Source organism: Winogradskyella sp. PC D3.3 (assembly GCF_054366245.1).
Window position 1 is genome coordinate 1,212,674 of sequence record NZ_CM135962.1, and the last position, 25,703, is coordinate 1,238,376.

A 25,703-nucleotide genomic window follows, 5' to 3' on the forward strand; every position below is an offset into this window, starting at 1 on the left:
TTTTTTATTATCGTTTTTATAACGTTTAATAGCCAGGCACAATTGAAAGATACAGCAAAGTGGAAAGCGCTTTTTGCTGTTGGTGTTAATTATCCTACCACAGATGGATTTGTAAAAGGTTCTTATGCCAAGTCTGTGAATTTTCCAACCGTTAATTTGGGAATTCAACACAAGCTAACACCGCAATATGGAGTAAGGTTAGATTTTGGTTTTAATCGGTTTAAAAGCGCTGAGGATACACCAGAGTTTAAAATAAACTATACCAGAATCAACGCACAGTTTATATATGATCCAACAGCATATCTTACATTTTTACCAATGCGATTACGAACGGTTGCACATGCAGGACCTGGGGTGTCTTTTGTAAAACCATTAGGAACATTAGGCGATAACAAACAGACTTTTGTAAATCTCTTAGGAGGCTTAGAACTGCATTATGCTATAAATAAAAAAGTTTCTGTTTATACTGATGTCTCGTATATCTATGGTTTAACGTCTTTAGATGATTATAATCCTGTTTTAAGTGGTTTAGGTGCTTTTAATGGTAGTGTTTTTAACCTTACCTTTGGCTTGGCAGTTGCTTTAGATGGTTGCCGATACTGTAATTAAAAGCATGAGTAAAGAAAAAATTATTTTAGGCATAGATCCAGGAACTACGATTATGGGGTTTGGACTCATAAAAATTGTGGGTAAAAAGATGGAATTTCTGCAACTTAATGAGCTTATGCTAAAAAAGTATGACGACCATTATTTAAAACTCAAACTTATTTTTGAACGTACGGTAGAACTCATAGATACCTATCATCCTGATGAAATAGCGATTGAAGCTCCCTTTTTCGGTAAAAACGTACAGAGTATGCTTAAATTAGGACGCGCACAAGGTGTTGCTATGGCTGCAGGTTTGTCGCGCGAAGTGCCTATTACCGAATATGCTCCTAAAAAAATTAAAATGGCAATTACCGGAAATGGAAATGCCAGTAAAGAGCAAGTCGCTAAAATGCTGCAAAGTATGTTAGGGCTTAAAACTATTCCTAAGAATTTAGATTCTATGGATGGTTTGGCAGCAGCCGTTTGTCATTTTTATAACGAAGGTCGTTTTGAGGTTGGTAAGAGTTATTCGGGTTGGTCTGCTTTTGTGAAGCAGAACGAAGGTCGCGTTAAAAAATAAGCCAATTGCAATCGGATTATTCAGTTAAAAACAGAACATGAGAATCATCATTTTACTTGTTGTATTACTTCAATCTTTAGTAGGATTCAGTCAAGGGCAAGTTGAAATGAATGATATTGCTTATGAAAACTATTACCAATCTCAAAAAATTAAAGATTCATTAGTTATTGAATTGAAACGCATAAATAGTAAGGATTCTACATTTATAATCGCTTTAGATACTTCAGAGAAACTTTGGAATCTGTTTGTAGATGAGCAATTTAAACTGAAATTTGCAGCTTACGAATCTTGGGAAACGAGACGAGAAATTTATGGCAGTCAGTTTGATATGCTCTATTATAATTTTTTGAAATTGTACTGCGATTTAAGGATTTCAACCTTATATGACTTGTTTGAAGAATAAGATAAAATTTGAATGTAATTGATTTTCAAAAATCTGACTGAATACTAAAATTTAAAATGAGCGGCATCTATATCCACATACCATTCTGCAAGCAAGCGTGTCATTATTGCGACTTTCATTTTTCAACCTCTTTGAAGAAAAAAGATGAACTTATAAATGGGTTGTGTCAAGAATTAGAACTTAGAAAAGATGAATTCAAAAATACAGTAGTTGAAACCATCTATTTTGGAGGAGGAACACCAAGTTTGTTAACTAACGATGAATTACAGTTTTTGATTGATTCGGTTTATAAATCCTATAAAGTTTCAGAAGCCCCAGAAATTACACTTGAAGCCAATCCAGATGATTTATCTAAAGAACGCATCATAGCACTCTCTAAGAGTCCAATCAATAGGTTATCTATAGGTATTCAATCCTTTTTTGAAGCGGATTTAAAACTGATGAATCGTGCACACAATGCCACCGAAGCTAAATCGTGTTTAGAAGAAGCCACTAAGCATTTCGATAATATTTCTTTAGATTTAATTTACGGTATTCCAGGAGCTTCAAATGCGCAATGGTTGGCAAATATAGAAATGGCTTTAAGTTTTGGAGTGCCTCATATTTCAAGCTATGCATTAACCGTTGAGCCTAAAACGGCTTTGGCGTCTTTTATTAAAAAAGGCATTATAGATAATGTGGATGACGAGCAAGCGCATGAACAATTTCATATGTTGAAAGATAAGTTAGAAGCTTCTGGATTTGTACATTACGAACTCTCTAATTTTGGAAAAGACGGGTATTTTAGTAAAAACAATTCGGCCTATTGGCAAGGGAAATCTTATCTCGGAATTGGACCGTCGGCTCATTCGTTTAATGGAAAACAACGGGGTTGGAATGTCAAAAATAATTCCAAATACATAAATGCTTTAGCACAACATGAGTTGCCCATTGAGATTGAAACGTTAACACAAACCGATCAGTACAATGAATATATAATGACAGGTTTGCGTACCATTTGGGGAGTTTCATTTCGTAAAGTAGAAGAAGACTTTGGTGTCGTTTTTAAAGATTACTTAATTGAGCAATCCAAAGTTTTTATAAATCAACAATTATTGTATATTGATGATGGCCATTTACGCGTCACAAAAAAAGGACAGTTTTTGTGTGATGGTATTGCCAGCGAATTATTTAAAATCAACTAAGCGTGTTAGCAACAATACAATTCAAATCGAAAAAAAGAACTATAGATTTATCACAACCTTTAGATATTTCAATACCTCTAACAGGAAAACCTAATAATGTTAATGCATGGTATTTAGACCCTCCTAAAATTGAACCTGAAATTATAGATGGTGAAATTGTAAGTGTGGCTAATGGAGCTGTGGTAAATTTTAATACCATTACGTTTAATCCGCATTCGCATGGTACACATACAGAAACGGTTGGTCATATTACAGAAAAAGTCTATTCTATAAACCAATATTTAAAACAGTTTTTCTTTTTAGCGGAAGTGGTAACCGTTGCTCCAGAAAAGCAAGGTGAGGATTATGTGATTTCTAGAAAACAATTACAGTTTGCTTTAGGCAATAAAAAACGCGAAGCCATTGTGATTAGAACCATCCCAAATACGCGTGATAAATTCATTAAACAATATTCTAATACCAACCCAACGTTTATGTTAGAAGATGCCGCAGAGTATCTAAAAAACAAAGGAGTAAAACATCTTCTTGTTGATTTGCCTAGTGTAGATAAAGAGCAAGATGGAGGCGAACTCTTAGCGCACAATGCGTTTTGGAATACTAAGGGGAAATTACGTTTAGATGCTACAATTACAGAATTTATTTATGTGTCTAATAAAATATTAGATGGCTGTTATATGCTTAATCTTCAAATTGCACCTTTTGAAAATGATGCAAGTCCGAGTAAACCTATATTATATAAGGTCATAGCGTAATTATGAAATTTGTTTTAAAGCTCGAAGAATTAGGAATGTTTATGTTTGGAATTTTCCTGTTTAGCCAACTTAGTTATGCTTGGTGGTGGTTTTTAACTTTAATTTTAGTACCAGATATTGGTATGCTGGGATATATTTTTAATCCTAAAATAGGAGCAATAGTCTACAATATTTGTCATCATAAAGGATTAGCGATACTTATTTATTTTCTTGGCATGTATTTTGAAATTGAAGAGCTAAAATTAATGGGTGTTATTTTATTTGCTCATGCATCGATGGATAGAATCTTTGGCTACGGATTAAAATTTGATGACGCATTTAAAAACACGCATTTAGGAGAAATAGGTAAATAGCATGGAAACATTTTTTATAATCATTATTAGCATTTTAGTGACTTTAGGGTTGGTTACTATATATAAACAATGGAAGACCAAAAAAGTTTCTAATGAACAGTCCATTTTAATATTAGACAAAATAAAACGCGTCTGTAAATTTGTTACCGTTGAAGGTGATTTTGCAGAGATCTATCATTATGAAGACGTAAAAGAAAAGTTCTTAAAATTAATTTCTAGTCGAAAAAAAGCTTTAGTCGTCATTAATGCTAAAGCGCATGTTGGTTTCGATTTGGGTAAAGTGCAAATGTCTTCAAACGCTAAAACAAAAACAGTTCATTTAACACATTTTCCACAGCCAGAAGTGCTATCTATTGAAAGCAATATAAATTATTATGATAAGCGAGATGGTATGTTTAATAAGTTTGAAGCTGCCGATTTAACGGAGTTACAGACTAGAGCTAAAACACATATTATGGATAAGGTCCCAGAAAGTGGTTTGTTTAATATTGCTAAACAAGAAGCTTTAGAGACCATTCACCTTATTGAAAATTTAGTAGAAACGATCGGTTGGAAATTAGATTATTCAGCGTTGAAAATTGAAGGTGGAGACGATAAGGCATTATTAAAATAAATTTATAGTATTCTATATTTTTTGTAAGGTTTGTATTTAAAGGGTATAAGGCAAGATTTGAATAGGTTAATTGTTTAAATTTAAGGCAAATTAACCAAGAGCATGAAATCTTGCATTTTTATTTATTTGTTTGTTTTGTCGTTGTCCTTGGGATATTCACAAAATAGATATCAAAACGATAGCTTAACGATTCTTGCTGATTCTTTGCATCTAAAAGGGGAGTACGATCAAGCTATTGCTATTAGAAAGCAGGCCTTAGAAACTCAAAATAATTTTTCTGAAGCTTATAAAGCTTATCTTAAAGCTAAATTTTTTCATACCAACTCTGCCAGTTTAGAACTTAAAAGTTATGACTACCATAATGTCGATAAAACTATTACTAAAAAAGTTCGTGAACAGTATTTAGATAGTGCTTTGCAATCGGCTATAAGCGCCAGGGACTTATATAGTAGAGCGAAACATCCAGATAGAATATTTCAGTACCAAATTCAAAACCGTATATATCATCAAACCGCTTATTTAGGGAATTGGGAACACGCTTTAGAACAGGCTCAATTGGGATATGAAATTTTAAAAGATACACTCTCTAATAAAGATAAATCCTTTGTGGATTTAATTTATGATATTGGATTTATTTATGGAAAACTAGGTGATTATTCTAAAGCCGTTGAAAACTATCAATATTCACTCGATTTATATAAAAGTATTAATGGAGAAAACAACACTGATGTTGCTTTAGCTTATAATAATATTGCTGTAGAGTACAGGTATATAGGATTGAAGGCAAAGGAATTAGAATCCCTTTTAAAAGCAAAAACCATTTGGGAAGCCCTTAATGAAAACGATAATCAACAGTTCCTTTACAGTTGTTATGGAAATTTATTTTATTGGTATTCCTACTATGGAGATTTTGATAAAGCAGAAGAGTATATTCTAAAAAAAGATAAATTAAGAACCATTGCTAAAACCTCTAAAAACAATCTTCTATTAAGAAATAAGGAGGAAATTTACGAAGATCAATTGTCTAATTGGTACGATTTAATGTTGCATTATTCTCGAAAGAAGGACACACTTAAAACCGTTTATTATACAGATACGATTATAAAAACTATTGATACACGTGAAAAATTATCCAGGTTTGAAGTCAACACTTTAAGCGCTACATTAAAATTTTACGCCTCAATTATCGCAACTAAACAGCCTGAAAAAGCGTTGCAATTGTTAAATAAAACCATTGCCATAACAGAAGATTATAAAACGGAGTATTACACCAAAGCGTTCAGTACTAAATTATATAAAGCAGAATTACTCATAGAAGGAAGAAAATTTGATGAAGCTTCAATTTTGTTAGATCAATTAAAGGATTTTAAAGAGAATGAAGCGACTTCAAGCCAATTTAAGTTGGCGATTTTAAATGCGAAATCAGCACAAGGGTTAGACCAAAAGGAAGCATCAAAGCACTATTTTGATGAAGCTTTTAGAGTAGTGAATAACTCTAATAAAACGATTGAAGATTTAAAACTTGAAGATTTAAAACCTTTAATTTCATTTGAAACGATTGCTGGATTCTTGGCCATGGGCGATTTTTATTTTGAACGTTATAACGAAGACCATTCTAAAATAAATTTAGAAAAAGCGACACAGCGTTATGTTTTGGCCTCTGAAATTTACAATCAATTGTATTTAGGGCAGCGCTATAACGAAAGTTTGTTTTTAAACTATAATGCTATAAATAAAGGCTTGTTAAAAGTGGCTTCTGCGCAACCCGATGATATGAGTTTGTTATCTGAAATTTTAAATAGTATTGAGAATAATGGTTCAAAATTAACGTGGTCTAAATTTGTGTTTAACAACCAAAGACAGCAGCTAAATATTCCACAAAGCTTAATGAATCAAGAAGAGAATATTAAAGCCCAACTTAACTTTTATCAGAAGGCTTTAATTGATTTGAAACAAGATTCAGACGAAAAAAAATCACTTTGGCAGAACAAGATTTTCAAACTAAAGAATGATTTAGACAAGGTGCAAGATGCCATAAAACAACAAAATCAAACCTACTATCAGTTTAATGTGCAACACTTCGATATTAAAACGTTGCAAGAGGATTTAAAAGATAACGAAGGCCTTGTAAAATATATTTTTACGGAGGATAAATTATATCCTTTTTTAATAACTAAAAGTCAGATTAAAATCTTGCCACAAAGCGATAAAACAATTGTGATAAGTGCTTTAAAAACATGCTTATCGACTTTAAAAGAAAGAACACCAAATTATCAAGAATCATTTAAGAGGTTATCAACTTTGTTATTGCCTCAACTAAATTATGGAGATTATGAGAAACTCACCATTATTCCTGATGGTGCAATACATTATTTGCCTTTTGAAGCGCTTCTTTTGGAGGAGAACATGCCTTTGATAAGCTATGGATCTTCATTATTGCTTTATCAGGAACAGAAAAAAATTAAATCAAGCTTTGAAAAGGTGAAAATAGGAGCGTTTTCAGCTTCTAATTTGATGTCAAAATTACCTAAAGCGTCCAGTGAATTAAATGCGATTCTGAACATTTTTAATGGAGATGCCTTTTTGAATGCTTCTAAGTTAGATTTTATGAACCAGGCTAATAATTTTAATGTATTGCATTTGGCCATGCATTCAAATATTGATGAGGTCCACCCTGAATTTTCATCACTTAATTTTTATGGTGAAAAAGATAATCAGTTATTTATTTCAGAATTGTATAACGAAACTTTAAAGGCTAATATGGCGGTTTTAAGTGCCTGTGATACCGGAAATGGCTTTTATGAAAATGGCGAAGGTGTTATTAGTTTGTCTCGTGCTTTTAATTATGCAGGAGTGCCAAGTACAGTGATGAGTTTATGGAAAGTAGAAGACGAAGCTACTGCTAAAATAATGTCGTATTTCTATACGCATTTAAAGCAAGGTGAATTTAAAGATGAAGCACTTAAAAATGCCAAATTAGACTACATAAAACACACCGATGACGACTTGCTAAAACATCCTTATTATTGGTCTGGTTTTGTTATTAGTGGTAATACCGATGCTCTTGTAGGGACGCAATACTATTGGGTATATGTGCTTATTGGACTTTTTGTAGGTGTTCTCTTTTTTAGAAAACGATTAATTCAATTCTTTAAGAAGTGATGTTGCTTCCGCTTTTTTAAAGGTTTCACCAGAATCTAGTAACGCGTTTAACTCGTGTTTCGCTTGGTCTGTTTGTTTTATTTTTAGATAGGCTAAGGCTAAATACCAATGCGAGCGATGGGTTAATATATCTGAATATTTTAAATGTTCCTTGAATTTTTCAATAGCCAAATTGGGGTCTCCTAAAGCCAAAAGACTATTGCCTTCATAAAATAAGAGCTCAGATTGTTTTGACGTTTGATAGGAGGATTCAAATAAAGCTATAGCTTGTTTATAATTTTGTTCATTATAAGCTATAAATGCATTATTTAAAATGGTTTCATGATCTGTTGATCGTACAATAGGTGATGTTACATTTTTTGAAGGTTCAAAATAGGTTGCAAATAATTTTTCTTCATTACGATTTGAAGTCATGAAAAAATTAATACTAAACATTATCAATATAAGTCCTGCAGCTGCAATTAGAGGCTTTAACCATGGTTTTGTAGGTTTTTTTTCTTCCTGAATATATTCAGATTCATAAGATTCTAATTGTTGTTTAAATTGCGCATCATCTTCGGTTTCAGTAACTGTTCTCACAGCTTTAAGGAAATCTACTTCTTGTTTAAAATCGGCATCAGTATCGTAAAGTCTTTGGAATTCTAGAGATTCGTCTGTTGTCAACCGCTTAGAAAAATACTTTTCTATTAGTGTTTCGTTAATCATTTTTTAGGGGATTTTTTATCAGGTTTTTTAGTGTTTTCAGGCAGCGTGATTTTTGACTTCGCACTACGGCTTCATTTTCATAACCCTCTAAAGTTGCTATTTCATCATTAGTTAGTCCTCTGTAAAAACTTAATGTTAACATTTGCTGGCAACTTTTTCCTAATTGCTTAAAATAATGGCGAAGTAATTCTTGCTCTTTGGTAAGCTTTTCTGATGCATCTACAGCGATTTCTTCATAGTCAGCGTCTACCTTATGCAGTAAAAGATCATAAGATTGCTTAGAGGAATATTCTTTTAATTTATTGTAAATAAGATGTTTTCCTATACCAAAAAGATAGGTTTTAAAGCTGCAATTGACGTCCTGTAGTTTTCCTGAAATGGCGTGTTTTCTAATCGCTAAAAACGCTTCTTGATAGATGTCTAAGCTATCAGCTTCTGCAATGTTATATTTTTTAGAAAAGAAAATAAACTCATTTCTATAATCGCCATAAATCACTTTGATGAGCTTGGTGTCATCGTTTTTTAAAGCATCAACAAAATGTTGTTCCATAGAAATTTAGAATTTTTTTTTAGAAGATGTTAACATCTGTGATTTTTCCTTCACTAAAGATAAATCATTCTAAATCAAATCAACATGAAAAGTAAAAATACTTGTGTTATTGTATCTATTGTTTTTTGCTTGTTTTCTATCTCAACATCTCAAGCTCAGTTTCTAAATAAACTTAAAAAACGAGTAGAGCAAAAGGTGGAAAACGCTGTCATTGAAAAAGCCGCTGATAGAGCGTCTGAAAAAGCTGCTAAATCCATGGATAAGGCTTTTGATAGTAATCCATTTGGGGGTAGCAAAGAAAAAGCCGAAGCCTCTTTAGTTGCCGATTCTTATGATTTTACTTGGAAATATTCTTTAAAAATGACCACCAAAGAAGGCGAAATGGTTTTTGATTATTATTTAAAACCAGGTGCTTCTTATTTTGGATTTACTACCGCTGTTATGGAAAGTATGTTTACGGTTATGGATAATGAAAACAAGGTAACTGTAATGTTTATGGAATCTGAAGGCAATAATATAGGTATGGTGAACCAAATGCCAGAATTAGATCTTGAAGAAACAAATAACGAATCGGACCAATTTAAATTTGAAGTGCTACCAGAAAAAACAGTAAATGGTTTTAACTGCAAAGGAGTTAAAGCCACTAATGCGGAGTATGAAATGGTCATGTATTTTACTAACGAAACCGAAGTGAGTTTTGATGATATCTTCAAAAACAAAACCACTAAAATACCAACACAGCTTAGAGATTATTTTGATCCTAATGAGAAAACACTCATGATTTCTATGGATATGCAAAATTTAAAAAAGAAAAAAGAAAGCGCAACGATGGAGTGTATTGGCTTGGAGGACGTGAAGCGGAACATAGAAAAATCGGATTATAAATTCATGTAAAAAAGAGAAAAATTTAAAACATCATCTATGAGAACAGGTTCTAATATATTAAAAACACTATTGCCACTTATGCTTCTGATCGTTTTTATGACGTCTTGTAAGGAAGATTCAAAATCTTCTGGCACGACTGAATCTAAGGTTGTTGAGGGGGTGTTGAATGAAGTGACTGGTAAAAATGAAAATATAAATGATAAATATGCAGAACTACGTAAAGAACTAGGTACAAAAACACCATTAACTAATGAGCAACTTATTGAAGCATTTCCCAAACGATTAAAAAATCTAAGTATAGATAAGTCAGAAGAACATAAGCTTGAACCTAAACTAATTGGAAGTCAAAATGTTGCAGGACATTTTGGAGATGATACTATAAGAATTGAAATTTTAGACGCAGCTGGCCAGAAAGCTGTTGGTGCGATTATACCTTTAAAAATGTTAGAGCTTAATAAAATAACTTCCGAGAGTAATAATACTATAAGATATTCAAAAAAAGAGCGAAACGGGATATTGACTTTTGGTACTGATCACGATGAAAATACTAAAGCAGATTTTCAATCTGAATTGAGATTTCTCTACAACAACCGGTTTTATGTAACGGTAGAAGGTAAAGCAATGGATACTAACGCACTTTGGGATGCCATGGGAATTGAAAACCTACAGAAGTTTAAAAATTTATAGCAATAGGTAAAGCCTGTAATTTATAGTCATTCAGTAGGTTTAAAACTAGAAGAAGGAAGGATAGAATACAATCAATAATAAAAACACAACTCATAAAATTATCTCATGGTCAAATTTCTAAAGAAGCTTAAAATAAACATTATAAAGATCAATTTACTAATTCTATTGTTTTCTATGATGGCATTAGCCTGTAATAACCAGGGAAACAAAGAGGATAGCTCTCAAAATAAGATAGCAGCAAAAAATGAAAACCCGATAAAAAGGGCTGTTATTGATTCCCCTTGTGAATTGGTTTCGTTACATGAAATAAAAAGCATGTTTGCCATTGAAGAATATCCTATAGAACTGAAGGATGTAGTTTACACCTATCCAACTTGTATTTATAAATGGGAAGACGGAAAGGTCACTACATCAAGATCATTTGGAGGTCAGGAATTTAAAACGGCAAAGCCTAGTGAAGTTTTAATTGTGATGGTAAAAAAAGCTAACGAAGCCATGTTTAAGCAATCCACATCAGTTTACAAACAGCCTCAAGAAATTTCCAATTTAGGAGCTGTGGCTGTTTGGGATTCTAGGATGTCTCAGTTGACGTTTCTATCAAGCAATTATATGTTTCATGTACATGTTAAAGTCTCTAATGACGACCATGATAATAAACAAAAAGCCATAGCGGTTGCTCAACTTATTATCGGAAAAATCTAGGTATAAAAGGTGTAACAAACCATAAATATCAAATTAAATACAGTAAGCAATAACCTTTTAAAACAAAAACGATGAAACTATTATTTTATGCTTGTGTCTTGTTCGGACTTCAATATGGTTTCGCACAAAACAATACTGTTGTTTCTGGAGGCACTGCTTCCGGCAGTGGAGGTTCGGCAAGTTATACCGTTGGACAAATAGATTATAGTGCAGTAAGCAGTGCAGATGGTTCTATAAGCCAAGGTGTGCAACATGCTTTTGAAATTTCAACACTTGGTATAGATGATTTTCCAACCATTTCCTTAGACATGATGGTGTTTCCCAACCCTACAACATCAAAAGTTACGTTGAAAATAGGAAATTATACTTCCGAAGCCCTTAGATATGAGGTCTATGACATATATGGAAGAAAACTACAATTCAATAAAATACTTGAGGTTGAATCAGAAATTCTATTCAACCAATTGCCGTCGGCAACCTATTTGTTAATGGTGTTTGACCAACGTCAATTATTAAAAACATTTAAAATTATTAAAACCAATTAATCATGAAAATATTGATTCCAATTTTAAAGAGGTTATTTGTAGCCATAGCTATTTTATGTTACCTACCTAGTGTGTTCGCTCAATCGCCTCAGAAAATGAGTTACCAAGCGGTAGTTCGCGATGCGAGTAATACTCTTGTTTCAAACACCAACGTAAGTATGCGTGTAAGCATTTTACAAGGCACAGCAACAGGTACAGAGGTTTTTAAAGAAACCTTTAGCAATACACCTACTAACATAAACGGACTTGTAACTATAGAGATAGGCACAGGTACTCCAGTTACAGGCACTTTTTCAGGTATTAATTGGGCAAATGGACCTTACTTTATTAAAACAGAAACCGATCCTAATGGCGGTTCTAATTATACCATTACCGGCACCAGTGAATTAATGAGTGTACCATACGCATTATATGCGGCTTCGAGCGGTTCTGCAAACACAAGTGCATGGAATTTAACAGGAAATACAGGCACAAATAGTAGTACTGATTTTATTGGAACTACGGACGATGTGGATGTTGTTTTTAAAAGAAACAATGCCAACGCTGGTTTAATTGGGGAGACCAATACGGCTTTTGGTAATTTTTCATTATCAGCAAATACTACCGGTATTAAAAATACAGCCATAGGTACATCGGCACTTATATCCAATACTACAGGGCCTTCAAATACGGCTGTTGGTACCAATGCCCTTACTGCAAATACTACAGGCGGTTTTAATACAGCAGGTGGCGATTCTGCCCTTCGTTTTAATACCACAGCATCCAAAAACACGGCTTATGGTTATTATGCATTAGCTTATAATACCACAGGTAATTTCAACGTAGCTAATGGGTTTGAGGCCCTTTATTCTAATACCAAGGGAGATTATAACACCGCCAATGGCGCCAATGCACTCTATTCTAATACCATAGGATATGATAACACTGCAAATGGAAGATCTGCACTTTATTCTAATACCATAGGAATAGCCAACACCGCCAATGGCGCCAGGGCACTTAATTCTAATACCACAGGAAATAATAACACTGCAAATGGAAGTTGGGCACTTTATAAGAATACCACAGGATATGAAAACACTGCAAATGGAAGATCTGCACTTTATTCTAATACCGTAGGACTATCCAACACCGCCAATGGCGCCAGAGCACTTTATTCTAATACCACAGGATCTGATAACACTGCAAATGGAAGTTGGGTACTGTATTATAATACCACAGGAGGTTTTAATACCGCCAATGGAAGTTGGGCACTTTATAAGAATACCACGGGAGATTATAACACCGCCAATGGAAGTTTTGCACTTTATTCTAATACCACAGGAAATAACAACACTGCAAATGGAACATCTGCACTTTATCTGAATACCACAGGAACAAGCAATACTTCAAATGGGTTTAGGTCCCTTTTTTATAATACCACAGGTGATTTCAACGTAGCTAATGGGTTTGAGGCCCTTTATTCTAATACCACGGGAGATTATAACACCGCCAATGGCGCCAAAGCACTTTATAAGAATACCACAGGATATAATAACACTGCAAATGGAAGATCTGCACTTTATTCTAATACCACAGGATCTGATAACACTGCAAATGGAAGTTTGGCACTGTATTCTAATACCACAGGAAATAACAACACTGCAAATGGTTTTCGTACACTTAATTCTAATACCACAGGAAATAATAACACTGCAAATGGAAGATCTGCACTTCGTTACAATAGGATAGGAATAAGAAACACTGCAAATGGCTTTGAAGCACTTTTAGAAAACACTACGGGTGATAGAAACACCGCAACTGGAGATGCTTCTCTGCATGAAAACACTACAGGTAATAGCAATACAGCTATTGGTGTAGCAACACTTTATAATAATACAACAGGATCTTTAAATACTGCCTTAGGTTATAATGCCCTTTCTACCAACACTACGGGCAGTAATAATATTGGTATTGGTTACAATGCTCAAGTTCCTAGTGCTACAGGGGCTAACCAAATACGCATTGGTAACACGGCAGTTACCTACGCTGGTACACAAGTAGCTTGGACCATTACTTCAGATAAACGCTTAAAAGATAATATTGAAGAAAGTGCCTTGGGCTTAAATTTTATTAATGCTTTAAACCCGGTTTCTTATACGAGACGTAATGATGACAGCAAAAAAATAGAATATGGGTTTATTGCCCAAGAAGTTGAGCAAGTGCTTAAAAATAATAATGTCACCAATTCGGGTATTATTACAGTAGATGATCAAGATATGTATAGTATGCGTTACAACGATATTATAGCACCTTTGGTTAAAGCCGTACAGGAACAACAAAGCATAATAGAAACATTAACAAAACGCCTAGAAAATTTAGAAAAACAATTAAAACCATAAACCAAATGAAAACTCAAAAACACATGACACGCTCAAACACTTTATTAATCAGTTTACTCATAACTTTTATGGGAGTAACGGGCTGTGGTGGCTCAGATGACGATGGTGGCGACTTTAATAATACAGATTGTAATAATTGGTCAGAACAATATTTGGCTCAAGCCAATGCGTATTCGGAGGCGTCTAATACTTATGCTACCAATCCAACTTTAGCCAATTGCCAAAATTATAAAACGGCTGGCTTAAATTTTATAGAGGCCTTAGAAGGTGTTATTGATTGTGTGCCAAATGCCAATAGACAAGGTTTTTTAGATGATATAGAGCAGTATAAAGAACAAATTAATGCAACAGACTGCAATTAAATAAAAGCTTTCCAACTGTCTGGTTTTTCTAAATAAACTAGACAGTTTAAAAAAAGAATTACATAACCAATACAACTGTTTATCATGAAAAAACAACGTCAATACATGCCTATAATTACAATGGCTTTTCTTTTTATAGTTATTAATTCTTATTCTCAACCAACTTTACTCAAGGATATTAATGTGGGTTCGGGATCCTCTATGGAATATACCCAGTTTACTAAAATCGGAGACAGATTATTGTTTGTTGCAAATGACGGCAATGGATCTGAGAGGTGGATTACTGATGGCACACCTTCTGGAACAATGCGACTAGAAGATTATACTGGGAATTTGGCTGATACTATATATGCAGGGGCGTTAGGCAAGGGTTTATTTAAAACAAATGGAAATGAGATTAATTATGTATTCGCAAATATGGGATTTACGCTTGTAAATCGAGTTACAAAAGTTAATGAAACATGGTTTTTTGTAGCAAATATTGATAGTCAAAATAAGGAAGAGTTATGGAAGTCCGACGGTACTGAAGCTGGTACTGTGTTAGTAAAAAAGTTTAGACCTAATTCTTATGATTACGCTTACACTAAAAATTTAATTGCTGCACCTAACGGAACAGATCTTTTTTTTTCAGCAAATGATGGAACAGGTATGGCTTTATGGAAGTCTGATGGAACTACGGATGGAACTACAATAATTAAACATTTTTCCAATACACCACAGCACGAAATTGGAAACTTCATTAACTTTAATAATGAAACTTATTTTTGGGCATATAACGCTGCAGGGTATGATTGTTTGTGGAAAACCGATGGAACCGAAGCAGGAACGGTATTGGTCAAAGAAAAGATAGAAACTAATCTTGCACAAGGACATGTTATCGTTTATAACGATAAGCTTTATTTTCATGGGCAAAGACAATTGTCTCCATTTAATTATGGATGGGAATTATGGGTTTCAGACGGTACCGATGTAGGAACATACTTGTTTTTTGATATTAACCCAGATATTCCAGACAACGTAATTTTAGGAGGTAATCCATCTGGTTTAATATTGGTTAATGGTTTGTTGTTGTTTAAGGCAAATACGGTTTTGAATGGAACAGAACTATGGGTAACCAATGGAACAGAAAATGGAACTTTTATGTTGAATGATGTTTATCCAGATACTAATTCGGGAGTTATCAGTTATTCAAGTGCAACACATGAATTAAATAAATTGTTTTTTACAGGTTTTGATGGTGATCAAAGAATGTTGTGGGAAACTGATGGGACTGTCTCAGGAACGATTCCATTATATGATATTTCTGAATCAGATCTACAAATGTCTACATATACAGGATACATCAATAACAAACTTATATTTTTAAAAGAAACAATAGCGTACGGAAAGGAGTTATGGAGTTTTAACCATACACTTTCTGTTGATGATTTTGATAAAGGAGAAAAATTTCATGTTTACCCAAATCCAGTGGTCAATAATCTAACCATTGTAAATTCTATTTCTAAACCTTATCACCTAAAAATTTTTAATCAATTGGGGCAAATGGTATTAGAACAATATAATGATAAATCAGAATTAGAATTAGATGTTTCAACCTTGTCAAAAGGTCTTTATTTTTTAAATATGACTTCTGAAAGTGGCAATGCTGAAACCATGAAATTTTTAAAACAATAATAATTTAAACCATGAATAAATTGAAAATACAAATGAAAATAATTGCTTTAGTTGCTCTTTTAATAATGACTTACTCATGCAATTCTCCTAGTGATGAAGAAAGTTTACCTGACGCAGAAGGAGTAACCAATGTATATGCTTTGGTTAAGGAATATGATGGTTCAAATTTTGAAATTAAGGTTTGGAAAAATAATGATGCGACACCTTTAAATTTAACCCATACGACGTCTGTAACTGCGGAAACAATGTATGTGTCAGATTCTGATGTATATGTAGGTGGATCAGAATATAATGGAACAAAGCACGTCGCTAAAATATGGAAAAATGGAGTTTCAACAGCATTAACAGATGGTTCAAATAACAGCGGAGTTTCTTCAGTTTTTGTTTCTGGGAATGATGTATACGCTGGTGGATATGAGAAAACAGACGGTATACAAGATATCGCCAAAATTTGGAAAAATGGAATAGCAACATCCTTATCAGAGAATAGAAGTCGTGTAAATTCAATTTTTGTAGATAATAATGATGTGTATGCCGTGGGGTACGAAGAGATTAATTCTGACCGAATAGCAACATTATGGAAAAACGGAGTGGCAACCTCTTTCGATGAAGACGATAAATTTATTTCTCTGAATTCAGTTAGTGTGTCTAATGGTAATGTTTATATAGTAGGAGAGGAATTTATTCCGGGTTTCTCAATAGAGCCCGATTTGCATTTTGCAAGAGTATGGGTGAATGGAATAAAAACAGAATTAGAAACTACTTACTTCCCTGAGCCAAAATCCATATTTGTTACTGGAGATGATGTTTATGTTGCAGGAAGTGAGTATGTTATTGGTACCGAAAAAACAATTGCTCAATTTTGGAAAAACGGAGTAAAAACAACTCTCACTAATGGTGTTAATAGAGCGCAAGGTCTTTCTGTTTTTGCATCCGATTTAGATGTGTATGTAGGTGGTTATGAATATAACGGCTCAAAGGATGTCGCCAAAATTTGGAAAAATGGGGAGCCGACAATTTTAACAGATGGTACTAGAAGCGCAAGTGTTACAGCTATTTTTATTACGAAAAGCTAAAATAAGTAAAGCCAAATTCATTAAAAACTAAAACTAATGAAAAACACACTCTTATGTATTATTAGCATTTTAGTAGTCAATTTGATACAAGCTCAAAACCATTCAAAAATTGAAGACTATCCTTTTGGAAGTTTAGATGTTGCTGTTATGGTACTGCCTTTTGGTATGGAACAGCCTATAAAAATAGGACACATGTCAAAATCAGGAGACATAAAGTTTGATATTCCCAAGGAGCTTCCTCAGCTATCAAAAGAAATGGAAGACAATTTTATGAACGATGTGGCTTATACGCTTTTTGATGTTTGTGATACTAGCATGGTTTATGGAAAAGAAAATATTAAATCCGTTGAAACCGGAGCGCTTTCACTTTGGACTACCGACAAGCGTTATGTCGGTGTAATTTTTACAGTTTCGGATGAGAAGCTCTTACCTTGGATAGAAGATCCGGGTTATAATGCGCCTATTTTAGGATCGTATTTCGAATTGATTTATGTAGCCGCTTCCTTTAAGTACAAAGGAGAATGTACACAAACAAGAATGCTAGATGATGGAGATGCAGAAATACGATTTAACTATGATCTCGACTTAAAAGCCGGTTTTAACTTCATTGAATATAAAATAGATCGTATTTATAAAACCGACCCAAACGTCATGGCTTCTTTCCCAGATAAAATTTCGGTAAGCAACGTCGAAGACATCCCAAATTGTAAATGGATAGGAAAGTATTTTTAAGATGCTATAAAATTTAGTAATTTTAAACACGTTCAAAGACTAAATTTTGAACGTGTTTTTTTTATGAATATAGAGGATTATAGAAATTATTGTCTAAGCAAAAAAGAAGTCACCGAACATTTTCCTTTTGATGAAGATACCCTTGTGTTTAAAGTTTGTAATAAAATGTTTGCACTAACATCTCTAAAAAAATGGGAGGAAGGAAATGCTTTTATAAATTTAAAATGTGATCCTGAATACGCTCAAGAATTAAGAGCAGAATACGACAGTATAAAACCAGGGTACCATATGCACAAGCAGCAATGGAATAGCGTCTATGTGCATACAGGAGAGCTTTCTCCAAAACGCATTACAGATTTAATTGATCATTCTTATGAGATGGTTGTAAAAGGCTTATCTAAAAAACTACGAGAAAGTCTTAATTAATTTTACATTTGCATAATACAATATTTATTATGTCATTAGAAAGAGAACTACAAAAACGCAGTGGCTCCAAATGTGAGCTTTGCGGCAACGAAGAAAAATTATCGGAATATACAGTTTCGGATATTAAAGAAAACGGATTAAAAACAGTTCTATATGCATGCAATGTGTGTACAGAGCAAATGAACGATTCAGATGCTATTGACGCCAACCATTGGAGATGTCTTAACGATAGCATGTGGAGTGAGCACGATGCTGTAAAAATTATGGCTTGGAGAATGTTGAATAGAATAAAAGCAGATTGGACGCAAGATTTGTTAGCCATGATGTATATGGAAGATGATATCTTAGAACTAGCAAAAGCGTCTGGTGATGGAGAAGATGAAGCTGATAAATTAATTCATCGTGATGTAAATGGAGTGATTTTAGAGCATGGTGATTCTGTTGTCCTTATTAAAGATCTTAAAGTCAAAGGTTCTAGTATGGTTGCTAAACAAGGAACAGCAGTTAGAAACATTAGATTAGATCATGAAAACGAAACTTATATTGAAGGCAAGGTCGATGGTCAGCAAATTGTGATCATTACAGAATATGTAAAGAAAATCTAAATTGTTTTAATCGGGTTTATAATACATAAACCACTTACTTATTCTAATAAGTGTAAAATTCAAAAGCCTGATTCTTAATTGATTCAGGCTTTGTTTTTTCTGCAATTCATTGGTTTTAAAACGTGTTGTTTATCGAAAAAATGAACAACCCTCCTCAAGTTATCTAGGCTAATTAACGCTTCGTCGAATATATCTCAAAAAAATCACATAAATGTCTGATATTGTGGTTATCCCTCTAAATAATATCATAAAGTATACTGATTAATAGCCTCAATTAGTATGAACACTTAAACATTATTTATTATGGACTTACAAATTACAAATTACAACAATCGTTTTCAGATTAAAGGAACTTTAAACAAGTTAAATCTAAAAACATTCAATGCGCAATTTTCTAACATATTTGATAAACTTGATGATATTTTATTAGATATCGAACAAGTAAGTAGTATCGATAGAGCAGGAGTGATGGCCTTAGCAAAATTGCATAATGAGTCTATTACTAAATCTAAACGATTATCTATTATAGGATTAGGATGTAAAGAATTATATCAGCATTTTAAATCTGAAGAACCTAAACAGACCATGGTGGTTTCACATGCCGTTGTTGCTGCTTAACCCAAAATAAATTCTACTAACGTATATAAACAAAGTGTATCCTAAGTATCTATGGTAATAGATAGGTGTTTAGGAGCTGCTTTGTTTTTTTAGTCTTGTGGACTCGATTTCAATTTCAACAAGACATATCAGCTACAATTTTCCATTTGCCATTTATCTTTTTAAAGATAATGATGAAAACACCATTGGCATCACCAACTTCGCGTTTTAGGTGGTACTCTCCCATCACCCAATAATTATCTCCTTCAATTTTTGAAATATCATTAATCACAAATTTTAAAGTCCCACTTTCTGTTTTTGTAGGATAGCCTTTTTTGTAATTCGCTAAAGTCTGGTCCCAACCACGAGTTAAGCCTTTACTACCATAAAATTTAAGGGAATCGCTTTTCCAGTAGCCTTGCATAAAACCTTCTAAATCATGATTATTCCACGCGATTTCTTGCTCTGCCATTACAAGGCGGATTCCAACTTCAGCAAGTTCTTTAGAATCGCTATGTGTTGTTGTTTCTTTGGTGACATCGGCCTTAATACTAATACAGCTAAAAGATAATAAGGCTAGTGCAATTGCGACACTATATTTCATAAGAATGGGGTATTGTTTTCAAGCTAAAAATAACAACTAATTTCTTAAAGAATACCGTTTTGTTGTTTTAAAAAAGCATCAGCTTGATTTTGCATTAGTGTCCGTGCATGCTTTCGTTTGTAATTCATAACCTCTTCCTCATCAGCAATTTCATTGTAAACTCTATTGTTAATGGTATTGTCTGTTTTTAGAAGTAGTTTTCGTTCTGCTATTTTTTGCATGCTCCAGGTCTTAATTGCGGTTTCTTGATCTTCTAGTTTATAATCAAATTCGCCTTTTGGCGCTAATAGTTTGGCAATAATTGGAGACGTTTCAATCGCTAAAAACAAAAGAAAAATAAAGAAAGATGGTAACCAAGGTAATTTACCTAAAGCAGTAATACGTGCCATGAGACCATCAAAATTATCAATAATGGGTTGCGATGTTTCAACATTAGTAGTATAATCTGCTTGAAGCGTTGCGATTTGGGTTTCAAGCGCTTCGATTTTAGTTTTAGTATCAGATTTTAATTTTTGTAACTCGGCTAATCCAGCATCATGCTTGTCGCGCTTTTCCTTATATACTGGACCTTTGCCTAAGAGTTTAGAACCCGCTGTGCCTTCAGCTTCTGAGATATAAGTATCATATAAACCATTGACTTCCGATTCTTTGGCAGCAATTTGAGTATTTAAGCCTAAAATTTCACTTTCAAGCGCAGCAATTTTAGGACTAAACTGTTCCGCAATTTGATTTTGATTCGCTAAGGTTAATTCGTTTTTTTGTTCTAATAAAACTTGATTAATTTCTTTTTCAAAAATCTTTAATTCTAATGGTTTTGAAATGACTACAGCAATAATAAGTGCTAAAAAGAGTCTTGGGGTCGCTTGAAGGATTTCATCTAAAATATTGTCGCGCTTTTTAATGGTTGAAACAATATAGCGGTCGAGATTAAAAATGAGTAAACCCCAAATTAGTCCAAAGAAAATTGAAGTATACAGATTGTCAAATACGGTAAAAAGTGCATAACTAGCAGCAATGGTTGCCATAACAGCGGTAAAGAAAACGGTAGCTCCAATACCAGCATATTTGTTCTGTTCGCCAATGGAGCAGTCGTTTAAAATGTCGGTGTCAGCGCCAGAGCAAAGGATGAAGAATTGCTTTAACATAAGTGATTGATTTTTGATTGATTACCTATTAGAACGCTAAAAGTTTCCATTTGTTACAATAAAGTGCTAATTTGGATAAAAATTTATCATCATATAGTACGTGTTATTGATGATTTATTAATAAACTTTCACTAAAGACAATCTTATAATCAATCATAAAATACAATAGATGAAAAAACAACTATTCATTAGGAAAAAACGTCAATTCCGAACTTTACTTAAGCAAATTGAGAGCTTTAAGCAAGAAGGGACTTGGGACGATTTAGCATCAAAAACTAAAACTAATTTATTACATAAATTAAACAGATTTTATAAAGTCTTAAAATCACATCTTACATTCTCTGAATGGAGACGATGGGTATATCCAAGTTTTGCAATGTTGGGTTTTTTATCAATGTCTAATTCTCTTTCTGCACAAACACTAAACACGTTTGAGGCAGGTGTTGTGTTGCAATCAAACGGATCTGATATTTATGCAGGAGCAGCTAATCCTACTTTTGCGGATTTGGATGGTGATACCGATTACGAATTGTATTTAGGTCAGTTTGGGTATGGTTCACTTATAGTTGAAAATTTCGGAGAGTTTAATACAAATACCATGGAATTTGGAACTTCTACAAGTTTGATCGATGTACCAAGTTCAGGTTTTTTTGAGTACAGCTCACCAGTTTTTGCAGATTTTGATAATGATGGTGATTTAGATCTTTTAGTTGGTATTAGTGGCGGTGGGATAGAGTTGTTTCTTAATGACGGAAATAATGCTTTTACATTTGATTCAGCAGTATCAGCAGACGGATCAGCTATTAGTGTTGGTAACGAAGCAAAACCTGCAATTGCAGATTTTGATGGAGATGGTGATTTAGATTTAATTGTTGGTGTACATACAGGTACTATTTCGTTTTTCGAAAATACAGCAGGATCAGGCAATCCTATGGTTTTTGCTGCAGGAGTAAACGTTCAGGCTGATGGAGCTGATATTAATTTTCCTCCAAATCCCCCTACTCAGGCTTATCCATCACCAGATTTTGGGGATTTAGATGAGGATGGAGATCTAGATTTAATTGTTGGTGAAAATGCTGGATTTGTAACTTTCTTTGAGAATACAGCAGGAGCAGGTAATGCTATGGTTTTTAATGCAGGTGTTAAATTACAGGCAGCTGGAGTAGATATTGAAACAGGTCTTGCCACAGTAGCGGTTGTTGATTTGGATAAAGATGGTGTAGTAGATTTGGTTATAGGAGAAGCTTTAGGTGATGTAACGTTCTACAAAGGAGTGAGTTCTAATTTAAGTGTTTCTGACTTTGATAGTCAAGCACTATTACATGTATTTCCTAATCCAGTAAAAGATGTTTTTACTATTGAAACAAGTCTTGAAATTAGTAGCGTAGAGCTATTTGATATTGCTGGTAAACAAATAGAAATTCAATTGGGAAATACAAATGAAGTTGATATTTCTAATTTAGCTTCAGGTATTTATCACGTTAAAATCTATGATAATAACAACAGAACGACGACAAGAAAAATAATAAAAAATTAATTTTTGTTTTTATCTTTTATAAGATGCTACTCTAATTTGGAGTAGCTTCTTTTTTTGTTTTAATATTTACAAATAATGAATCCAGAACAACCTATCTCACCATTTCAATTAGAACATACACCTCAAGTTCCTGAGCTTTTATATAAGTTACAATGTAGTATTGTCCTTTCTACTTTTCAAGCTGGTAAAATTGTGACATTATCTCCTGTCAATGAAGATAGAATAACACAATTGGCTCGAAATTTTAATAGACCCATGGGAATTACTTTTACAGATAATTATGAAAAATTAGCTATTGCATGTGAAAATGAAGTTATTCAGCTTAAAAACTCAGAAATACTAGCTAAAAACTATCCTAAGAAACCCAATACGTATTCTAATATGTACTTTCCAATGAGTACAAATTATACCGGAAAATTAGATTTACATGATTTATCGTTTGGAGCAGATAACAAGCTTTATGCAATAAATACCTTATTTTCTTGTATTTCTACTTTTGATAATGATTATAATTTTAAGTCGTATTGGAAACCTGATTTTATAACTGAATTAAAGCCAGAGGATAGATGCCACTTAAATGGTATGGCTATGAAGGATGGTAAGCCAAAGTATGTTACGGCATTTAATACTGGAAATACAGCTAAAAGTTGGCAGAAAGATTTAACAAAAACAGGTGTGTTAATAGACGTAGACACTAATGAAATTATTTTATCTGGTTTAGGCATGCCACATACTCCTAGGTTTATAAACGGAAAGCTGTATTTACTATTATCTGCGACTGGACAATTAGTCGAGGTTGATGTCGAAAATAAATCGTATACAGAGGTTATAAATTTAAAAGGCTTTGTACGAGGGATGTCTTTTTATAAAGATTATTTATTTATAGGACTCAGTAAGTTGCGTAAAAACTCATCTAGTTTTGCACATTTAGATGTAGCAAAATTATCTAATTATGCAGGTGTTGCCATAGTGCATTTACCAACTAAGAGTTATCAAGGTCTATTAAAATACAAAACATCTGTAGACGAAATTTACGATTTAGAGATTCTACCAGATTTTTTACGCCCTAATATTTTAAACAACTTAACAGATATGCATAAGCAAGCCATACTTACAGAAGATAGCTGTTATTGGGTTGGATAATAAAAAACCTCGAAGCATTTTCGAGGTTTTTTAGACTTTTAGAAGAAAAAGATTTTTAACCTGCAATCGTTATTACAACAGGTGAAACTTTAATATCAGAATCATCTTTAATTTTAATATAATGAGCTCTGTGTTTATTTTCACTTTATTAAGTTTTGTAAAAGCGATAAGATCTTTATTGTTACTTTTTATTAGCTGAGTTAGTTTACCTAGAATTTTGAACGTAAACACGGTTAGATTTTATCATTAACGACGGTCAAAATGCGAGATGCATACTAGTCAGTTTTTCCTTTCACACCGATAAGAATAGGCTTTTTAGATATATAGATTAAGGGGTGTTCAGTATCTGTTTTCTGCGCGTTAATATTTAGTTTAGGATGTTTTTTTACCAAATCAATAGCTTTGTCAGATGATATTGATTTTCCTTCACTAAAAAATTTCGCATTGGTTTTAGCCATTTTAATCACAAAGTCTAATGTTGACTCTGGTGCTGCAGGTGGTGGTGGTGGCGGAAATTTAGGAAATAGTTCAGCATTTTTCTTCTGTTCCGTTGTCATAGAATTATAAATGCGCTTGTGTTTTTCGACATCTTTTTGTTTAACGATAGGGTAAGTGTTTTTATTAGGGTTTGCTTTTGCCTTTGCGACAGTAGTATTTATTTTCTTAGCCCAAGCATTATATTCGGCGATTTGTTTTGCTGATGGTGTTTGTTGGTCTGAAAAATGGCTTTCAATTGCAAAAGGCGTGTTGCCTTTAGCTCTGTTTATTTCCTGATTTGGTGTAACAATGCGATAAAATCCGTAATCTTGAAGTGAATTGTAGATAAACCATGTTTCCTTATTCGAAATTTCTTTGGTGGATTTTACATGAATATTCATCATATTATTTCGAATTTCAGGCGTAATGTCTTGATGCAATTGATTAAATACATCTACAAATGTTTCCTTTGTTGCTTTTAATCCATCTATCAAATATGAATTTTCGTTTAATACTTTTAGCTCAATACTTCTTGGATAGATCTTTTTTTTCTCAGCACTTGAAAGTTTAACTAAGTAGTTTCCGTCAGCATCTTTTTGAGTTGTCATATTTGTGCGTTTGCCATTTTTGTTTGTGGCAATAGCTTTTGCTTCTTTAGCAGAAATTTTTTCATCATCTAAATAGAACGTAGCATCTTCGTTTTCCATTTCAATAATATATTCTAAAAACGAAGGATTATATACACTTTGCATGTCACCAGCGTTTGGACCTCCTTTAGATGTTTGTTTTGCAGGCGGAGGTGGAGGCGGAGGTGGAAAAGTCGCTATTTCTTCTGCTGTTAACTCGCTACGTTTTTTATAATATGTTTTACCATTAAGGGTAATTTGTACATAAGGTTTTATTGGTGAAATAGGTCTTTTTACTTTTGCTTTATTTTCTTTAGACATTCTAAAATATAGTCCTCCTAAATCTGAAAACAATTCATCCATTTCTTTTTGTACGTCAGCTGATTTATGGATGTAATGTGGTTCAGTTGTTCTTAAGGATTCGTAGATGTCGTATTTTTTATTATAATCTCTAAATTCTTCTATCATAGCTGCTTCTAGAAAAAATTCAACTTTATCCCACTCTACTTCGTTGACGGTATAAAGAACTTGGTGTTTTTTTAGTATAATGAGTGCTTTAAAATATATAACTAGAGAGGTTTCTTTGTCTGAACTAAAACTGAGATTATAGGT

General features: G+C 33.3%; 27 protein-coding genes. 22 read left to right on the forward strand and 5 right to left on the reverse strand.

The genetic code is table 11. From position 1 onward, the window contains the following. Positions 1-42: 42 nt before the first annotated feature. The 8 genes from ACXGSQ_RS05315 (at position 43) to ACXGSQ_RS05350 (ending at position 7,635) form a co-directional block, all read left to right on the forward strand. Positions 43-609: a cell envelope biogenesis protein OmpA gene (locus ACXGSQ_RS05315; RefSeq protein WP_458628587.1), complete on the forward strand. Its 567-nt coding sequence runs from the start codon at positions 43-45 to the stop codon at positions 607-609. A 4-nt stretch (positions 610-613) separates the two neighbouring features. After that, entirely contained in the window at positions 614-1,168 is a 555-nt protein-coding gene (gene ruvC, locus ACXGSQ_RS05320; RefSeq protein ID WP_458628588.1) for a crossover junction endodeoxyribonuclease RuvC, read from the forward strand. A gap of 37 nt (positions 1,169-1,205) precedes the next feature. Next, entirely contained in the window at positions 1,206-1,571 is a 366-nt protein-coding gene (locus tag ACXGSQ_RS05325; protein WP_458628589.1) for a hypothetical protein, read from the forward strand. A gap of 56 nt (positions 1,572-1,627) precedes the next feature. After that, positions 1,628-2,755 (forward strand): radical SAM family heme chaperone HemW, encoded by a 1,128-nt coding sequence (gene hemW / locus ACXGSQ_RS05330; RefSeq protein WP_458628590.1) that lies wholly within the window; start codon positions 1,628-1,630, stop codon positions 2,753-2,755. Between the two features lie 2 nt (positions 2,756-2,757). Then, positions 2,758-3,507 carry a cyclase family protein gene (locus ACXGSQ_RS05335; RefSeq protein WP_458628591.1) on the forward strand — a complete coding sequence of 250 codons (750 nt, stop codon included), beginning with the start codon at positions 2,758-2,760 and terminating at the stop codon, positions 3,505-3,507. Between the two features lie 2 nt (positions 3,508-3,509). Beyond that, positions 3,510-3,860, forward strand: a complete 351-nt coding sequence (locus tag ACXGSQ_RS05340; RefSeq protein ID WP_458628592.1) for a DUF4260 domain-containing protein — start codon at positions 3,510-3,512, stop codon at positions 3,858-3,860. A gap of 1 nt (position 3,861) precedes the next feature. Next, the gene (locus ACXGSQ_RS05345; protein ID WP_458628593.1) at positions 3,862-4,473 is read left to right on the forward strand and encodes a DUF4230 domain-containing protein; all 612 of its coding nucleotides are present in this window, start codon (positions 3,862-3,864) and stop codon (positions 4,471-4,473) included. A 147-nt stretch (positions 4,474-4,620) separates the two neighbouring features. After that, entirely contained in the window at positions 4,621-7,635 is a 3,015-nt protein-coding gene (locus tag ACXGSQ_RS05350) for a CHAT domain-containing protein (protein ID WP_458628594.1), read from the forward strand. Here ACXGSQ_RS05350 and ACXGSQ_RS05355 read toward each other — a convergent pair. Together ACXGSQ_RS05355 and ACXGSQ_RS05360 are read right to left on the reverse strand one after the other, a co-directional pair. Further along, positions 7,612-8,340 carry a tetratricopeptide repeat protein gene (locus ACXGSQ_RS05355; RefSeq protein ID WP_458628595.1) on the reverse strand — a complete coding sequence of 243 codons (729 nt, stop codon included), beginning with the start codon at positions 8,338-8,340 and terminating at the stop codon, positions 7,612-7,614. The two genes, ACXGSQ_RS05350 and ACXGSQ_RS05355, sit on opposite strands and share 24 nt — an antisense overlap. Further along, positions 8,333-8,890, reverse strand: a complete 558-nt coding sequence (locus ACXGSQ_RS05360) for an RNA polymerase sigma factor (RefSeq protein WP_458628596.1) — start codon at positions 8,888-8,890, stop codon at positions 8,333-8,335. Before ACXGSQ_RS05360 ends, ACXGSQ_RS05355 begins: the two co-directional genes overlap by 8 nt. An 84-nt stretch (positions 8,891-8,974) precedes the next feature. On the opposite strand from ACXGSQ_RS05360, the gene ACXGSQ_RS05365 reads away from it, so the two are divergent. The 12 genes from ACXGSQ_RS05365 (at position 8,975) to ACXGSQ_RS05420 (ending at position 19,580) form a co-directional block, all read left to right on the forward strand. Further along, positions 8,975-9,784, forward strand: coding sequence for a DUF4412 domain-containing protein (locus tag ACXGSQ_RS05365; RefSeq protein WP_458628597.1), 810 nt, complete (start codon positions 8,975-8,977; stop codon positions 9,782-9,784). A gap of 27 nt (positions 9,785-9,811) precedes the next feature. Further along, positions 9,812-10,462 (forward strand): hypothetical protein, encoded by a 651-nt coding sequence (locus ACXGSQ_RS05370; protein WP_458628598.1) that lies wholly within the window; start codon positions 9,812-9,814, stop codon positions 10,460-10,462. Positions 10,463-10,567: 105 nt separating this feature from the next. Next, positions 10,568-11,164 (forward strand): hypothetical protein, encoded by a 597-nt coding sequence (locus tag ACXGSQ_RS05375; protein ID WP_458628599.1) that lies wholly within the window; start codon positions 10,568-10,570, stop codon positions 11,162-11,164. A 71-nt stretch (positions 11,165-11,235) separates the two neighbouring features. Beyond that, entirely contained in the window at positions 11,236-11,709 is a 474-nt protein-coding gene (locus tag ACXGSQ_RS05380) for a T9SS type A sorting domain-containing protein (RefSeq protein ID WP_458628600.1), read from the forward strand. Positions 11,710-11,711: 2 nt separating this feature from the next. Continuing rightward, positions 11,712-14,087, forward strand: a complete 2,376-nt coding sequence (locus ACXGSQ_RS05385) for a tail fiber domain-containing protein (protein WP_458628601.1) — start codon at positions 11,712-11,714, stop codon at positions 14,085-14,087. A gap of 5 nt (positions 14,088-14,092) precedes the next feature. Further along, the gene (locus ACXGSQ_RS05390) at positions 14,093-14,449 is read left to right on the forward strand and encodes a hypothetical protein (protein ID WP_458628602.1); all 357 of its coding nucleotides are present in this window, start codon (positions 14,093-14,095) and stop codon (positions 14,447-14,449) included. 84 nt (positions 14,450-14,533) lie between these two features. After that, positions 14,534-16,123, forward strand: coding sequence for a T9SS type A sorting domain-containing protein (locus ACXGSQ_RS05395; RefSeq protein WP_458628603.1), 1,590 nt, complete (start codon positions 14,534-14,536; stop codon positions 16,121-16,123). A gap of 11 nt (positions 16,124-16,134) precedes the next feature. Further along, positions 16,135-17,199, forward strand: coding sequence for a hypothetical protein (locus tag ACXGSQ_RS05400; protein ID WP_458628604.1), 1,065 nt, complete (start codon positions 16,135-16,137; stop codon positions 17,197-17,199). A gap of 36 nt (positions 17,200-17,235) precedes the next feature. Further along, positions 17,236-17,931, forward strand: coding sequence for a hypothetical protein (locus ACXGSQ_RS05405; RefSeq protein WP_458628605.1), 696 nt, complete (start codon positions 17,236-17,238; stop codon positions 17,929-17,931). Positions 17,932-17,994: 63 nt separating this feature from the next. Next, the gene (locus tag ACXGSQ_RS05410) at positions 17,995-18,357 is read left to right on the forward strand and encodes an MmcQ/YjbR family DNA-binding protein (RefSeq protein WP_458628606.1); all 363 of its coding nucleotides are present in this window, start codon (positions 17,995-17,997) and stop codon (positions 18,355-18,357) included. Positions 18,358-18,386: 29 nt separating this feature from the next. Then, positions 18,387-18,962 carry a PhnA domain-containing protein gene (locus tag ACXGSQ_RS05415; protein WP_458628607.1) on the forward strand — a complete coding sequence of 192 codons (576 nt, stop codon included), beginning with the start codon at positions 18,387-18,389 and terminating at the stop codon, positions 18,960-18,962. A gap of 303 nt (positions 18,963-19,265) precedes the next feature. Continuing rightward, on the forward strand, positions 19,266-19,580 hold the full coding sequence (locus ACXGSQ_RS05420) for an STAS domain-containing protein (RefSeq protein WP_458628608.1): 315 nt from the start codon (positions 19,266-19,268) through the stop codon (positions 19,578-19,580). A 115-nt stretch (positions 19,581-19,695) separates the two neighbouring features. Here the strand turns inward: ACXGSQ_RS05420 and ACXGSQ_RS05425 are convergent, their stop codons facing one another. After that, complete coding sequence (locus ACXGSQ_RS05425; RefSeq protein ID WP_458628609.1) at positions 19,696-20,163, reverse strand: YybH family protein; 468 nt, start codon at positions 20,161-20,163, stop codon at positions 19,696-19,698. A 44-nt stretch (positions 20,164-20,207) separates the two neighbouring features. After that, positions 20,208-21,308, reverse strand: a complete 1,101-nt coding sequence (locus tag ACXGSQ_RS05430; RefSeq protein WP_458628610.1) for a DUF4407 domain-containing protein — start codon at positions 21,306-21,308, stop codon at positions 20,208-20,210. Between the two features lie 169 nt (positions 21,309-21,477). Here ACXGSQ_RS05430 and ACXGSQ_RS05435 point away from each other — a divergent pair, with 169 nt between their 5' ends. Together ACXGSQ_RS05435 and ACXGSQ_RS05440 are read left to right on the forward strand one after the other, a co-directional pair. Then, a complete protein-coding gene (locus tag ACXGSQ_RS05435; RefSeq protein WP_458628611.1) occupies positions 21,478-22,845 on the forward strand; it encodes an FG-GAP-like repeat-containing protein in 1,368 nt (455 codons plus the stop codon). Between the two features lie 75 nt (positions 22,846-22,920). After that, positions 22,921-23,988: a TIGR03032 family protein gene (locus tag ACXGSQ_RS05440; protein WP_458628612.1), complete on the forward strand. Its 1,068-nt coding sequence runs from the start codon at positions 22,921-22,923 to the stop codon at positions 23,986-23,988. Between the two features lie 275 nt (positions 23,989-24,263). Here the strand turns inward: ACXGSQ_RS05440 and ACXGSQ_RS05445 are convergent, their stop codons facing one another. Next, positions 24,264-25,559 (reverse strand): hypothetical protein, encoded by a 1,296-nt coding sequence (locus ACXGSQ_RS05445; protein ID WP_458628613.1) that lies wholly within the window; start codon positions 25,557-25,559, stop codon positions 24,264-24,266. Between the last annotated feature and the right edge of the window lie 144 nt (positions 25,560-25,703).

What these genes read in the sequence shown, in the direction of transcription:
- ACXGSQ_RS05395 (WP_458628603.1), top strand. Translation starts at nt 14,534, where the DNA reads ATGAAAAAACAACGTCAATACATGCCTATAATTACAATGGCTTTTCTT.
- ACXGSQ_RS05400 (WP_458628604.1), top strand. Translation starts at nt 16,135, where the DNA reads ATGAATAAATTGAAAATACAAATGAAAATAATTGCTTTAGTTGCTCTT.
- ACXGSQ_RS05365 (WP_458628597.1), top strand. Translation starts at nt 8,975, where the DNA reads ATGAAAAGTAAAAATACTTGTGTTATTGTATCTATTGTTTTTTGCTTG.
- ACXGSQ_RS05435 (WP_458628611.1), top strand. Translation starts at nt 21,478, where the DNA reads ATGAAAAAACAACTATTCATTAGGAAAAAACGTCAATTCCGAACTTTA.
- ACXGSQ_RS05340 (WP_458628592.1), top strand. Translation starts at nt 3,510, where the DNA reads ATGAAATTTGTTTTAAAGCTCGAAGAATTAGGAATGTTTATGTTTGGA.
- hemW (WP_458628590.1), top strand. Translation starts at nt 1,628, where the DNA reads ATGAGCGGCATCTATATCCACATACCATTCTGCAAGCAAGCGTGTCAT.
- ACXGSQ_RS05380 (WP_458628600.1), top strand. Translation starts at nt 11,236, where the DNA reads ATGAAACTATTATTTTATGCTTGTGTCTTGTTCGGACTTCAATATGGT.
- ACXGSQ_RS05385 (WP_458628601.1), top strand. Translation starts at nt 11,712, where the DNA reads ATGAAAATATTGATTCCAATTTTAAAGAGGTTATTTGTAGCCATAGCT.
- ruvC (WP_458628588.1), top strand. Translation starts at nt 614, where the DNA reads ATGAGTAAAGAAAAAATTATTTTAGGCATAGATCCAGGAACTACGATT.
- ACXGSQ_RS05440 (WP_458628612.1), top strand. Translation starts at nt 22,921, where the DNA reads ATGAATCCAGAACAACCTATCTCACCATTTCAATTAGAACATACACCT.
- ACXGSQ_RS05325 (WP_458628589.1), top strand. Translation starts at nt 1,206, where the DNA reads ATGAGAATCATCATTTTACTTGTTGTATTACTTCAATCTTTAGTAGGA.
- ACXGSQ_RS05415 (WP_458628607.1), top strand. Translation starts at nt 18,387, where the DNA reads ATGTCATTAGAAAGAGAACTACAAAAACGCAGTGGCTCCAAATGTGAG.
- ACXGSQ_RS05355 (WP_458628595.1), bottom strand. Translation starts at nt 8,340, where the DNA reads ATGATTAACGAAACACTAATAGAAAAGTATTTTTCTAAGCGGTTGACA.
- ACXGSQ_RS05375 (WP_458628599.1), top strand. Translation starts at nt 10,568, where the DNA reads ATGGTCAAATTTCTAAAGAAGCTTAAAATAAACATTATAAAGATCAAT.
- ACXGSQ_RS05345 (WP_458628593.1), top strand. Translation starts at nt 3,862, where the DNA reads ATGGAAACATTTTTTATAATCATTATTAGCATTTTAGTGACTTTAGGG.
- ACXGSQ_RS05360 (WP_458628596.1), bottom strand. Translation starts at nt 8,890, where the DNA reads ATGGAACAACATTTTGTTGATGCTTTAAAAAACGATGACACCAAGCTC.
- ACXGSQ_RS05405 (WP_458628605.1), top strand. Translation starts at nt 17,236, where the DNA reads ATGAAAAACACACTCTTATGTATTATTAGCATTTTAGTAGTCAATTTG.
- ACXGSQ_RS05420 (WP_458628608.1), top strand. Translation starts at nt 19,266, where the DNA reads ATGGACTTACAAATTACAAATTACAACAATCGTTTTCAGATTAAAGGA.
- ACXGSQ_RS05445 (WP_458628613.1), bottom strand. Translation starts at nt 25,559, where the DNA reads ATGATAGAAGAATTTAGAGATTATAATAAAAAATACGACATCTACGAA.
- ACXGSQ_RS05390 (WP_458628602.1), top strand. Translation starts at nt 14,093, where the DNA reads ATGAAAACTCAAAAACACATGACACGCTCAAACACTTTATTAATCAGT.
- ACXGSQ_RS05370 (WP_458628598.1), top strand. Translation starts at nt 9,812, where the DNA reads ATGAGAACAGGTTCTAATATATTAAAAACACTATTGCCACTTATGCTT.
- ACXGSQ_RS05410 (WP_458628606.1), top strand. Translation starts at nt 17,995, where the DNA reads ATGAATATAGAGGATTATAGAAATTATTGTCTAAGCAAAAAAGAAGTC.
- ACXGSQ_RS05430 (WP_458628610.1), bottom strand. Translation starts at nt 21,308, where the DNA reads ATGTTAAAGCAATTCTTCATCCTTTGCTCTGGCGCTGACACCGACATT.
- ACXGSQ_RS05425 (WP_458628609.1), bottom strand. Translation starts at nt 20,163, where the DNA reads ATGAAATATAGTGTCGCAATTGCACTAGCCTTATTATCTTTTAGCTGT.